The following is a 12963-nucleotide window of genomic DNA, read 5'->3' on the forward strand; positions in this document are numbered from 1 at the left end:
TGAGCTTTTTCAGAGCCATTGCTAATAATCAATTTATCGTGTGTTGGCTATACTTTCAGCAGGAAATACATAATTATTTAACCATTCTAATAATTTATCGCCGTAAGCCGCCACTATAGCGCTTTGAGATGCGTGCTGGTGCGTGTCTATAAAGCCTGGAGTAATTAGTTTGTCTTTATAGTCAATGATTTTAATGTCATTACATTTTGTTTTTAAATCACTATAAGTGCCTGCTGCTACAATTTTACCTGATTCGATAATAAGCAGACCATCTTCAATATAAACGTATTGGCAGTCCTCATCTGATTGCTTGTCTTTAGTTACGGGGACGTTCGCAATCGTTGCGGTGTCTTTAAAATAGAAGAGGGCACCTCGATACGCTGTTTTGTCATTCATTATATTACTCCCTGTCTATTGAGATGGAGAACTGTCTTTAATAAAGTAAAGTATCAAAATTGAAAGTAGAATAAAAAAAGGCAGCACCCAAAGGTAGGTGAAAAAATCTTGTGATAATTTAGTGATGAATAAATAAGGGATAAACATCATTAAACTATTAAATAAAAAGACTGCAGTATTAAGCACGCTAATGCTGACTCCACGTGTAGCGTCAGTTGAATGCTCACTCACTAAGGTATAAAACAGCATGGAACCAGAGAGGAAAAAACCAATTAAAAATGAAATGATATGAATAATGATTAGCGTATTTAAATTGAAATGGGGAAGATAAATTCCAAGTAGCAATGCCATCGTACCCAAGCATAAAGTTACATGAATGACGAGGACTCGGGATTTTATTTTATTTGAAATCCAGCCTAGGAGTGGAGTTCCTATACCAATCCCGATAAATATCAAACCGCTTATAACCATTGCTTGCAGATTTGCCAAGGAGTAATACGTTTCAATCTTGAGATACCAAAGGCCCGCATAGGCCAGAAGTATCCCAAAAGAGGTGGCACAAGCAATAGAGCAAAGTACTATTTGTCGGTTCTTTAATACTATTTTCAGAGATTGTCTTAAAGAATAACGTTTCTCTCGTTTATGACCACTTGGTGATTTTATTATTAATAAGGACAATAGAAATAACGAAAATCCAAAAAAAGACAAACTACGATAAATTTCATTCCAGCTGTGTGTATTTAATGCCAAAGTAAAATAATAATGAAGAATACCTGCCAGGGTACAGGACACTCCTTGAATTAAACCAAACAATATTGGGAATTGCTTTTCAGAAAACCATTGCGAGATTAATACCGCTGCAGAAATAAATGCAAAAGAAGCACCGACTCCTTGTAGGAAGTTCGACAAAGTAAACAGAGTAATATTCTCTGAGTAAGATACCAGCACATTTCCCAGCGCTAACAATAAAATCCCTGAGCTGACTACGAATCGGGCATTAAATTTGTCCAGCAAGTAACCTGCGGGAATCTGCATGCAGGCAAAGCCAATTATAAAGGAGCTCATGGCTATGGATACACTAAAATTGTCGATATTAAGAGAGGTTTTAATTGCTTGAGCAAATACTGCTGAAGCTGTGTTTAAACAAAATGAATAAACAACAAATAATGCTGCTACGAACCAAATAACATATCTGTACCTAGTGTGCATTAAACTTCCTTGCTGATTTCCTATATCGCTACATTGGGAACTGTTGGCCTTTCTGTCTAAAATCCCAACGCGCCCACGGCATTCATGGATGCCGGCGCACAAGGTGTTGGGCGTAGGTTTTGGCATGAAATGTCAATAGACCTAAATTGGTTTGCTCTTGTTACATAAAAAGCATAGCACAGAATTAACTTTGCTTGATGCTGCCTGGACACGATGAATCCGTGTTCGTAGGTTACATGCCTTATATTCGCTTAGGAAAAGGGCACATAGATTGTATCCTGAGTTACTGTATTGGTTTGAATTTACACATAAGAACATGTTTTCTATAGAATAATTATTGAGTGTTATTGAATAGGCTTAAAGATAATGTTAATTTTTATAAATAAAATGTCTCGTCTAACCAGTATGCATGGAGCTCTGATTGAAAAAAACTGTTCTGCATGCGTCTCTGTTCGCATTGATGATACCCATGTCTTTACATGCTATAGGTCTGGGCAACATGACAGTAAAGTCAGCATTGGATCAACCTTTTAGCGCTGAGATAGAATTAATCGATGTCGGTTCTACACCTTTACCCGGAGTTAAAGTTGGATTAGCAGCTCCTGAGAATTTTGAAGAAATTGGTTTAGAGCGTACGGCAATATTGTCTTTATTAAGTTTTAAAATCATTCGCAATGCCCAGGGTAAATTTATTATTCTGGTTCAATCCCAAGAGCGCATGACTGAACCATACATGGAAGTAGTTGTTGATTTAATCTGGCCTAAAGGTCAACTCTATAAAGCCTATACCGTATTATTAGATCCTCCTGGCTATCAACTAGTTTCTACAACAGCACAAAGCAGCCCTGCACATTACAAAAAAGTCAACAAACATACCTATGAACCAGGGGTTGTTAATAAATCAATAATTACTACGGTAGAGCATAATCCTGTAGAGCTGAATGATAATAAGAAAAAAGCGACTTATGGTCCTACAGTGACCAATGAAAATGTTTGGCAGATAGCACAGCGTTATAAAACATCCGAAGTTATTTTGCCCCAGGTTGTTCTTGCTATTGTTGGTGCCAATCCTGAGGCATTCAAAGACGGTAATTTAAATGGTCTGAATGTCGGGGTACGTCTGGTAATACCTGCTACTGAAGAAATACTTCAAATCCCTTCTGACCTGGCAACGGGCGAGGTAATGGCTCATGATAAAGCCTGGAATGAAAAAACAACAATAATTCATGTTTTAACACCTCCTTATATGAATGGACAGCTAGCAAATACAACTACGCCCATTCAACATTTTAAAATTCCGATGATTCCCAGACAGGTAGTTCAGAGTGGAGATGCGCAAGCGGCTTCGGCACAGGTGATTCCGATAGAAACAGCACTTCCTATCATTCATTCCAATCAGCTTCAGACCATACAAAATAATACTCAACCTCAGGCTTCCGAACAGTATTCAACGACTAAGGCTGAACTGTCTATTACAACAGCTGCAGTTGAGTCTGTCAGAGAGTCTAATGCTTTATTAATGGAGCAATTGCGTTTACTGCAGGAGCAGAATAAAAAATTACAACAACAAATAGAACAAAGAGAAAAACAACTAGAGAAAATGCGTAACGAAATGAACGTCTTAATGAAAGAACGTTTGGCTGTAGCATCACAAGCAAGTTCTATTAATTCATCAGGTTCTTTGTTAGGTTACTGGCCTTTATTTTTATTATTAATTGCAGCGGTTGGAGGAGGTGGCTGTGCTTATTGGTATTTAAGGTCTCGTCAACAAGAGAAGAATAAAACATCGCCTTATTTAACTGATATTACCAGAGAACCGCAATCATTTGTTCCTCTTGTGGATCCTGCCCCTTTAAAAACTGATGAAACATCTGGTAGCAGTAAACTTGCTCCAGATTCCACGTTAACAGAACGTAAGGACAAAGAGCCGATAACTGATACGGATGTTAGTATACATGAACCTGTTGAACAGAAAATGGATGTGTCTGATGAAGAAATCAATAATGAGCAGGATGTTTTTGCTTCCAAGACGGAATCGAAATCAGAACAAGAACAATTGACGGATAAACCTTCAGAACCACCTGTTGTTGATATGCCGTTGACGTTTGAGAAAGAACAATTACAGCCAGCAGCAGAACCGATACAGAGTTCTTTAATGGATGTATCCGATGTAACTATAAAGCCAATAAATGAGGTAGCTGATCCAGAATCTGTTCCATTTGAATCCGTTCAGGAAGAAGCTCAAGTGGATTTTGGTGAAAATAAATACCAACCGTCTTTTAATGAGCCAATTTCTGAAGAAGACTCCTCTAACCATGATTTATTAGAGTTTGAATCAGGATTGCATGAGTTAATTGCTGAAAAAACAAACGCTCAGAAAAACAATGCTCTAATGGATGATGAAATAGATAGGGGGTTGGATTTTGTCTTATCGTTGGATGAGTATGTAACCGATAGTGATAATAAAGTTGCAGCTAGCGATGACGCGGTTGAAGCAATTAGCCTTGAGAATTCGGAAGACAATCAGGAGAGGAAATCAGATATATCCGATGTTGAATGTCGGGATCCCGAGTTGGAACAATCAATTACTGAATTTTTTGTCGAACCTGCAGAGGAGAATAATGAAGAAAATACGATCTTTAATGAAGCTCAAGTGTCCTCTGAGACCGTTATGCAAAATGATGCTTCAGACCCATTAAAAAGCACTAAAGCATTAAACACTTTACTGGATCTGGCTAAAACCTATATAGGAATGGAAGATTTTGCGTCAGCCAGACATTCGTTGGATGAAGTACTGGAGTTTGGCAGTGAGGCACAAAAAGAAGAAGCAATACGTTTATTGGCACAGATAAATGATGTTATATAACGTATGCGTTTACATTTCTATTATTTTAGTCAAAATAGTAGAAATGTAAACAAACTCAAGCATAAACTGACAGAAAGACTCATCTAGATATAGACAAAATAAATAGGGTAATATAAATTGACCCTTTTTATCGGGAAAATTGAATGCGTATTGCCTTAGTGGTCGAATACGATGGAAGCCAATATCATGGTTGGCAAGCACAAACAGGTTTGCACACGGTTCAACAATCAGTTGAGCATGCCTTGTCAAAAGTAGCTGACAGCACCATCTCTGTAGTTTGCGCGGGTAGAACCGATACCGGCGTTCATGCGACGAATCAGGTTATCCATTTTGATTGTGAAAAGGAACGAACCATACGTTCCTGGATCCACGGTGCAAATTCGTTTTTACCAAAAGATATTTGTGTTAAATGGGGTAAAGAGATGAAAGATAATTTTCATGCTCGTTACTCTGCAACAAGTCGGAGGTATCGTTACGTCATTTATAATGGTGCCATTCGTCCGTCATTATTACGCAGCAACGTTACCTGGCAGTACCGCCAGTTAGATCATCGTATGATGCATCAAGGGGCGCAAAAATTATTAGGTGAAAATGATTTTACATCTTTTCGTTCTGTGGAATGCCAGTCTAAAACGCCCATGCGAAATATTCATCAAATACAAGTAACCCGTTCAGGTGATTTGGTGATCATTGATATTACTGCAAATGCTTTTTTGCACCATATGGTTCGAAATATTGCTGGAGTTTTGATTTCAGTCGGTTCTAATAAACGTTCTGTTGACTGGGTTGAAGAGGTATTACTGGCAAAAGATAGAAAATTGGGTGCAGAAACAGCGCCATCCTATGGATTATACCTGGTTCAGGTGACCTATCCTCAGGAGTTTTCCATCTTGCAAAATAATCCAGGCCCCTTGTTTCTTGGGGAGAAATAATTGATTCAATCGCGTATCCGAGTCAAAATGTGTGGCATGACGCGAGTTGAAGATGTGGAACATGCAATTGATTTAGGCGTAGATGCAATTGGCTTGATTTTTTATCCTAAAAGTTCTCGTTTTCTCACTATAGAAAAGGCGGAACAGTTATTAAAGAATATACCACCGTTTGTTGATGTGGTTGCTGTGATGGTAAACCCAGAGAGGAACGCAGTTCAGCAAATAATAGACGAGCTGCCCGTTACACTGTTGCAATTTCATGGTGATGAGTCGCCGGATTTTTGCCATGAATTTGGTATGCCCTTTATTAAAGCGATGCATGCGACAACAACAGAGCAGATTCAGCAATTAACGAATGAGTTTTTAAGTGCCAAAGCGATATTGCTTGATACTGCTTCAGCAAGTAGTCGTGGCGGTACAGGAATTACGTTCGATTGGAGTATTATTCCAGAAACGTTATCAAAACCTTATATTTTGGCTGGTGGACTTAATGAAGTTAATGTCCTTGACGCGATTAAAGTATGTACTCCTTATGCAGTCGATGTATGCAGCGGAATAGAGGCATTGCCTGGAGTAAAAGATCATCAAAAAATGAGCCGATTTATTAAGGCATTATGGGGCAAAGAATGAATAGTAAAGAACTACCTGATGAGAAGGGGCATTTCGGCCCTTACGGTGGAGTATTTGTTGCAGACACATTGATGTTTGCTTTGAAGCAATTGGAAGAGGCTTATACTAAATACAGAAACGATCCAGAATTTTTGGCTGAATTGCATACAGAGTTAAAAGAGTATGTTGGCCGTCCCAATCCCCTCTATCATGCGGAGCGGTTGAGTAATATGGTTGGCGGTGCGCAAATCTATCTTAAACGAGAAGATTTGAATCATACTGGCGCCCATAAAATCAATAATACAGTTGGTCAGGCTCTATTGGCAAAACGTATGGGGAAAACACGAATTATTGCAGAAACAGGAGCAGGGCAACATGGTGTTGCTTCTGCTACGGTTGCAGCAAAATTTGGTTTTGAATGTGTGGTTTACATGGGGTCTGAGGACATTAAACGTCAATCCAGTAATGTATACCGTATGAAACTGTTAGGAGCCGAAGTCGTTCCTGTTACTTCTGGTTCAAAGACTCTTAAAGATGCACTGAATGAAGCAATGAGAGATTGGGTAAGTCATGTGGATGATACTTTTTATATCATAGGTACTGTTGCTGGACCTCACCCTTATCCTCAAATGGTCAGAGATTTTCAGGCCGTAATTGGTGTGGAGGCTCGAGAACAATGTTTTGAAAAAACAGGACAATTACCTGATGCACTTGTCGCTTGTGTTGGCGGCGGTTCTAACGCAATCGGTTTATTTTTTCCCTTTTTAAATGATCAATCTGTTGCTATTTATGGGGTTGAAGCAGGTGGAAAAGGGCTCGAAACTGGCGAGCATTCTGCATCGCTTATTGCTGGAAAACCAGGAGTGTTGCACGGTAATAGAACCTATTTACTTTGTGATGATAATGGACAGATTAAAGATACTCACTCTGTCTCTGCTGGACTTGACTATCCAGGGGTTGGCCCGGAACATGCTTATTTAAAGGATACGGGACGAGTAGAATACGTCTCGATTACTGATGATGAAGCACTTCATGCATTTCGTACTTTAACGCGTGTTGAAGGGATTATTCCCGCATTAGAATCCAGCCATGCGATAGCTTATGCAATGAAGTTAGCTAAAACGATGTCAAACACTCAAAGTATCATTGTAAATTTATCAGGTCGTGGCGACAAAGACATGCATACGGTAGCTTCGATTGATGGTATTTCAGTTTAATAAACTGGGTTTGGTACAACATGATGAACTTGGAGGAGGCTTTCAGCTTGCCCTTTCCAAGTTGATTTATTGGTGAGTTTAACGGCTAATCATGGAAGTTAAACATGTTTAAAATTAAGTCAGGTACACTATGAACCGAATTGATAAAACGCTGGCACATTTAAAGGCCAATGGTAAAAAAATGCTAAGCCCTTATATAACAGCAGGTGATCCACATCCAGGTATAACTGTTGAGTTAATGCATGAGCTGGTTAAAGCGGGGGCGGATATATTGGAGATTGGTATCCCATTTTCTGATCCTATGGCTGAAGGCCCAGTCATTCAACATGCTATGGAACGGGCACTCGCGCAATCAATTGGCAGCAAAGATGTTCTGGCGATGATTCGTGAATTTCGGCAAAAAGATCAGGATACTCCTGTAATCATTATGGGGTATTTAAACCCAATTGAGCAGTATGGTTATGATTTATTTGCCAAACACGCTGTAGAAGCGGGAGTCGATGGTACTATTATGGTGGATTTGCCTCCTGAAGAAGCTGAAGAAGTGGAGCAAATTTGGCAAAAATACGGGTTGTACAGCATCTATCTGTGCTCGCCAACGACGTCTGCTGAGCGGATGGTATTGATTAACCAATATGCTAAAGGTTATTTATATTATGTTTCGCTAAAGGGCGTAACTGGCTCAGATGCTTTGGATATGTCCTCTTTAAAGTTACAGTACCAACAACGTAAAGCTCAGAGTCCTCTTCCTTTGATGGTTGGATTTGGCATAAAAACACCCGAAATGGCTGCTGATGTTTCTGATTTTGCTGATGGGGTAATTGTCGGGGCTGTATTGATTACAGAGGTATTGGAAGCTTACGAAGCAAAGAAAAACGCAGCACAAGCTGGAGCTCATCTGATCAGTTCCATGCGGCAGGCTATTGATAATAATGGAAAAAAAGTATGACAGAACTAATTGAAAAAAGGGCTCATTTTATAAGACAACTGATTACTGATGAATTGGCTAGTGGTAAACATCAATCTGTTGTTACTCGATTTCCACCAGAGCCTAACGGCTATTTACATGTTGGACATGCGAAATCAATCTGTCTTAATTTTGGATTGGCTGATGAATTTAAAGGTAAATGTTTTTTACGCTTTGATGATACAAATCCAATTAAAGAAGAAGAAGAGTATGTGAACGCAATCATTGATGATGTGCGATGGTTAGGCTTTGAATGGTGTGATATGACTCATTCATCGGATTATTACCATGAACTGTATGATTTTGCGGTTTTTCTGATAAAAAAAGATATGGCTTATGTAGACAGTTTAAGTATGGAAGAAATTCGTGCTTATCGTGGAAATTTGCAAGAGCCAGGCAAGGAAAGCCCATACAGAAACAGACCTATTGAAGAAAGTCTTGATTTATTTACCCGAATGAAAGCGGGTGAGTTTGAAGATGGAGCGCATGTTTTAAGAGCCAAAATTGATATGAAATCAGGCAATATTAATATGCGAGATCCCGTTTTATACCGCATTCGGCACGCAACGCATCAACGTACCGGTGATGAATGGTGCATTTATCCTATGTACGATTATGCTCATCCAATATCAGATGCATTGGAAAAAATTACTCATTCATTATGTACTTTAGAGTTTCAGGATCACCGTCCTTTATATGATTGGCTAGTGGATAATTTACCTTTGCCTGCAAAACCGGTTCAAACCGAATTTGCGCGTTTGAATTTATCTCATACAGTCACTTCCAAGCGTAAATTGAGAGAGCTTGTTGAGAAAAATATTGTGACGGGATGGGATGATCCTCGCTTACCCACTTTACGTGGCATGCGTAAAAGAGGTTATCCGCCAGCTGCGATTCGTCAATTCTGTGAAATGATTGGTATTTCACGAAGTGATTCAGTAATTGATATGTCTTTACTGGAGGAGTGTGTTCGTTCTGAATTTAATAAAACAGCAAAACGTGCCCTGTGTGTGATGGATCCAATCAAGATAGTCATCGAAAATTACCCAGAAGATAAAGTCGAATTACTTAAATCCAATTTTAATCCTCAGGATCCTGAATCGGAGAGTAGGGAAATACCTTTTTCACGAGAAATTTATATTGAGCGCTCAGACTTTATGGAAGATCCGCCTAAAAAATATTTCCGTTTGTTTCCCGGGGCAGAAGTTAGACTCCGTCATGCTTATGTAATCAAATGCGAGCGTGTCATCAGAGACGATAAAGGTGAAATTGTTGAACTACGCTGTACTTATGATGCGAATACACTGGGCAAGAATCCGGAAGATCGTAAGGTCAAAGGAGTCATTCATTGGGTGTCTTGTGAGCATGCTCATCCTGTAACAATTTATCAGTACGATCGTTTATTTAATGATGCAAATCCAGCGCGAGAAGACGATTTTCTCCAGTTTATCAATAAGGATTCACTACAACAGGTAAACGCATTCTGCGAGCCTGCGATGGCAAAGCAATCAGAAGGGGAAGTCTTCCAATTTGAACGTTTAGGCTATTATTGTGTGAATACAGTTGTTGACGGTCAGGTCCAGGCGTTTCATCGTGTGGTGGATTTAAAGGATACTTGGGGTAAAGTGAGCTAAGGAGAAGAAGTGATACATATATATAATTCTTTAACCAGAACAAAAAAAGAGTTTGTACCTATTCATCCAGGAAAAATTGGTATGTACGTCTGTGGTAACACCGTATACGATCACTGCCATTTAGGGCATGCTCGCTCTATGGTGTCTTTTGATGTCATCGTACGCTATCTTCGCTCACAAGGATTTGATGTAACTTATGTTCGAAATATTACTGATATCGATGATAAAATTATAGTACGGGCAAATGAACGAGGTATTTCCATTAATGAATTAACCGATCATTACATTGATGCCATGTACACTGATACTAAGGCTTTGAATATATTGCCCCCAGATATCGAGCCACGCGCTACCGGTCATGTCGATACTATTATTAAACTGATTCAGCGTTTGTTGGATAAAGGAAATGCTTATGTTAGCGACAACGGTGATGTGTGTTATCAAGTTGATTCATTTCCAGGATATGGAAAGTTATCTCATAAAGATATAGACGGACTGATTTCTGGATCCCGAGTCGAAATTGTTAAAGAAAAGCGCTCGCCTTTGGATTTTGTGTTGTGGAAGAAAGCAAAACCAGAAGAACCAAGTTGGACTTCACCTTGGGGGGAAGGGCGTCCCGGCTGGCATATTGAATGTTCTGCTATGGCCATGCATGAATTAGGCGAACAATTTGATATTCATGGTGGTGGTCTGGATTTACAGTTTCCTCATCATGAAAATGAAATTGCTCAAAGTGAAGCTGCGTCAGGAAAACCCTTCGCTAACTACTGGATGCACGTAGGTATGTTGCAGGTTAATGGCGAAAAAATGGCAAAATCAACAGGCAATTTTTTCACTATTGCTGATGTATTACAAGAGCATCATCCAGAAGTAGTTCGTTATTTTCTCTTGAGTAGTCATTATCGTAGTCCACTGAATTACTCGGATGAAAATTTACTTAATGCGAAAAAAGCATTAACCAGAATGTATCAATCTATTAAAGATGCTCCTTTATCTTTGGCTGATGGAGAGTATGATAATCATTGGATTGAGCAATTTACTCAAGCAATGAATGATGACTTTAATACGCCTGTTGCTCTGGCTGTACTCTTTCAGCTAAGCCGTGAAGTGAATAAGAATTCATCTCCTGTTTTGGTCGCGACCTTAAAGTATTTGGCTGGAATTCTTGGTTTCTTGCAAGAGAATCCATCGGAGTTTTTGCAATCTGGATTTGAATCAGATGATAAGGCTGTTATTGAGCAACTTATAGCTGAACGATTACAAGCTCGAGCTGATAAAAACTGGGCAAGAGCCGATCAAATAAGAGCTGAATTATTGCAGCAGGGTATTGAGTTGGAAGATGGTGGGAAGGGCACAACATGGAGACGTGTTTCTGATTGATTATGGAGAATATCAAAAATAGCCCGGATTGTAGCGCAGCGAAATCCGGGAAGCCCATGCGCAGCATGGTACAATTTAAATCGCTACCGCTTCGCGAGACTTCACGGATTACGTGCTTCACACTTCATTCTGGCTATTTTTGATACAGAAAATTCTTTACCCTGACTGCTATGACTTAATGTCAATAAGCCTCATGCTTTCTTACTCATAAGTGTCAGTTAATCTTCTGATTGGATAATTCTGCTTTTTCTTGAGCTGCAATATCCGGATTGTGTTCTGGGTATTTTGTTATTCCTGCTGGAAATCCGGTTGTTAAACCAGGTATTTCTATTTTGTTAATATCCCAGCCTTTATTTTGCATCTCACCAGACATCCAAAACCCTACTGTGTTTGAAAGCATCTCTCGAGCATCAAATAGAGAGCGTTTTAAACGTATCATAAAATCAGATATATCAGAGGCTTTGCTGTAATTAAAATCACCTGGAATTGCTGGACGCTCAGGTAAAAAAATAGTTTCAATATTTGTAAATACAGCCTGGGAAATCTTGCTGCGTATGTACGTACTTCCCCAAACTGCTTTAGTATAATACTGATAAGTAGATACTGGTAATGGATCTTGCCCTACATCATCTTTAACAAGGGCGTATGGAGCTATTAAAATTCTATCATCAGGAAGGCGATTATTAGATAGAGCTTTGATGAAAGGAACCATCCAGTTAGTGCCAACTGTTAGGCCTGCACTTACATTGCTACCCGCTATATTTCGTACTATTACCATGGCATGAGGCCAGTCAAGATGCAACATCTCTATTTCATCATGAATTGTCGACATGCTTGGTATCGCTGTTAACATAAATGTGGAAATCATGACTGAATTATAGGGAATTGGGTACTCTTTGTTACCCTCTAAAAAATTTTGTTGTAACGCGTTTAAATCGAAAGGAGCTCCATTTTGTACTGAAACAATATAATTTCCTGCCATAGACATTGCATAATCAATCATGGCTCTAATCTGTTGTTGATGTGGTTTCCACGGTTTTATGTTTGCTTGCTCAAGCCAATTATCTTCGGCCTTTGCATTTAATATTTTTACTTGTTTTATATGTTCCAATAAGCTAGCCATTGCTGGTTGCCAGGATGGATCGCCATTTTGTTTCATTTTAGCCAGATAAGCCAGAGCAGGACCTACATGTGAAACGGATGTCATTTCAAAAAAGCCACTAGAGCGGTTGGTGCGCATTAATTTGGAAAAAAGTAATCTTCTGTTTTGATCATATACATAAATAGATGAATCAAGAAACATGACCAAGGGGCCATTATAGAGTGTATTTTCAATTTTTCCTTGTTCGAATTGAATCAAGTGATCAGAAATAGTTTTTTTGTATTGAGGAAAATCAGGTTCCCCATTACCAGTAAAGTCAAAAAACAAATTCATAAACTGTGTTGGCGTTGTGTAATTTGTTGTATCCGCCGCGAAATTAATTTTGCTAATTAGGAACAGAACGCCGCATATTATAAAAATAAGAACTGAATTCGAATTTTTCATTTAAGTCCATTTATGTTATTTGATAATAAAGTATCGCGAACTTAGCTTGGTCAATAGAATTTCTTACCTGGATCGAGAATTTTTAAAGCTCTCGAAAGAGTATCCTGGAGTATACTTTTTCCAGGGACAGGGATGTTCCAAAAAAGCAGATTTGATGAGAGTGATAGCGGCAAACTAAAAAATATACTGAGTTTTTGTTGGGCGTAA

General features: G+C 39.0%; 10 protein-coding genes and 1 pseudogene. 8 read left to right on the forward strand and 3 right to left on the reverse strand.

The window, feature by feature from the left end; genetic code table 11:
- Positions 1–33 precede the first annotated feature (33 nt).
- Together Q0495_RS05885 and Q0495_RS05890 are read right to left on the reverse strand one after the other, a co-directional pair.
- A complete protein-coding gene (locus Q0495_RS05885) occupies positions 34–396 on the reverse strand; it encodes an amidohydrolase family protein (RefSeq protein WP_298624068.1) in 363 nt (120 codons plus the stop codon).
- A 15-nt stretch (positions 397–411) separates the two neighbouring features.
- Positions 412–1731 (reverse strand): nitrate/nitrite transporter, encoded by a 1320-nt coding sequence (locus tag Q0495_RS05890; RefSeq protein WP_298624070.1) that lies wholly within the window; start codon positions 1729–1731, stop codon positions 412–414.
- An 871-nt stretch (positions 1732–2602) separates the two neighbouring features.
- On the opposite strand from Q0495_RS05890, the pseudogene Q0495_RS16805 reads away from it, so the two are divergent.
- The 8 genes and pseudogenes from Q0495_RS16805 to cysS all read left to right on the forward strand — a co-directional run.
- A pseudogene (locus Q0495_RS16805) lies at positions 2603–2797 on the forward strand (FimV/HubP family polar landmark protein); the annotation flags it as partial.
- 1479 nt (positions 2798–4276) lie between these two features.
- Positions 4277–4471 carry a FimV/HubP family polar landmark protein gene (locus Q0495_RS16810; protein ID WP_367274391.1) on the forward strand — a complete coding sequence of 65 codons (195 nt, stop codon included), beginning with the start codon at positions 4277–4279 and terminating at the stop codon, positions 4469–4471.
- A 143-nt stretch (positions 4472–4614) separates the two neighbouring features.
- Entirely contained in the window at positions 4615–5403 is a 789-nt protein-coding gene (gene truA, locus Q0495_RS05900; RefSeq protein ID WP_298624073.1) for a tRNA pseudouridine(38-40) synthase TruA, read from the forward strand.
- On the forward strand, positions 5404–6033 hold the full coding sequence (locus Q0495_RS05905) for a phosphoribosylanthranilate isomerase (RefSeq protein ID WP_298624075.1): 630 nt from the start codon (positions 5404–5406) through the stop codon (positions 6031–6033). It abuts the gene before it with no gap.
- Positions 6030–7229: a tryptophan synthase subunit beta gene (gene trpB / locus Q0495_RS05910; RefSeq protein ID WP_298624077.1), complete on the forward strand. Its 1200-nt coding sequence runs from the start codon at positions 6030–6032 to the stop codon at positions 7227–7229. The genes Q0495_RS05905 and trpB overlap by 4 nt, the downstream gene beginning before the upstream one ends.
- 130 nt (positions 7230–7359) lie before the next feature.
- Positions 7360–8178 carry a tryptophan synthase subunit alpha gene (trpA, locus tag Q0495_RS05915; RefSeq protein WP_298624078.1) on the forward strand — a complete coding sequence of 273 codons (819 nt, stop codon included), beginning with the start codon at positions 7360–7362 and terminating at the stop codon, positions 8176–8178.
- On the forward strand, positions 8175–9830 hold the full coding sequence (locus tag Q0495_RS05920; protein ID WP_298624080.1) for a glutamine--tRNA ligase/YqeY domain fusion protein: 1656 nt from the start codon (positions 8175–8177) through the stop codon (positions 9828–9830). The genes trpA and Q0495_RS05920 overlap by 4 nt, the downstream gene beginning before the upstream one ends.
- 9 nt (positions 9831–9839) lie before the next feature.
- Positions 9840–11210, forward strand: coding sequence for a cysteine--tRNA ligase (gene cysS, locus Q0495_RS05925; RefSeq protein WP_298624082.1), 1371 nt, complete (start codon positions 9840–9842; stop codon positions 11208–11210).
- Positions 11211–11424: 214 nt separating this feature from the next.
- Here cysS and Q0495_RS05930 read toward each other — a convergent pair whose 3' ends face one another.
- On the reverse strand, positions 11425–12756 hold the full coding sequence (locus Q0495_RS05930) for a DUF5624 domain-containing protein (protein ID WP_298624084.1): 1332 nt from the start codon (positions 12754–12756) through the stop codon (positions 11425–11427).
- Between the last annotated feature and the right edge of the window lie 207 nt (positions 12757–12963).

The organism is uncultured Legionella sp., assembly GCF_937871865.1.
Taxonomy (GTDB): domain Bacteria; phylum Pseudomonadota; class Gammaproteobacteria; order Legionellales; family Legionellaceae; genus Legionella.

What these genes read in the sequence shown, in the direction of transcription:
- Q0495_RS05885 (WP_298624068.1), bottom strand. Translation starts at nt 396, where the DNA reads ATGAATGACAAAACAGCGTATCGAGGTGCCCTCTTCTATTTTAAAGAC.
- Q0495_RS05930 (WP_298624084.1), bottom strand. Translation starts at nt 12,756, where the DNA reads ATGAAAAATTCGAATTCAGTTCTTATTTTTATAATATGCGGCGTTCTG.
- trpB (WP_298624077.1), top strand. Translation starts at nt 6,030, where the DNA reads ATGAATAGTAAAGAACTACCTGATGAGAAGGGGCATTTCGGCCCTTAC.
- Q0495_RS05890 (WP_298624070.1), bottom strand. Translation starts at nt 1,731, where the DNA reads ATGCCAAAACCTACGCCCAACACCTTGTGCGCCGGCATCCATGAATGC.
- Q0495_RS16810 (WP_367274391.1), top strand. Translation starts at nt 4,277, where the DNA reads ATGCAAAATGATGCTTCAGACCCATTAAAAAGCACTAAAGCATTAAAC.
- trpA (WP_298624078.1), top strand. Translation starts at nt 7,360, where the DNA reads ATGAACCGAATTGATAAAACGCTGGCACATTTAAAGGCCAATGGTAAA.
- truA (WP_298624073.1), top strand. Translation starts at nt 4,615, where the DNA reads ATGCGTATTGCCTTAGTGGTCGAATACGATGGAAGCCAATATCATGGT.
- Q0495_RS05920 (WP_298624080.1), top strand. Translation starts at nt 8,175, where the DNA reads ATGACAGAACTAATTGAAAAAAGGGCTCATTTTATAAGACAACTGATT.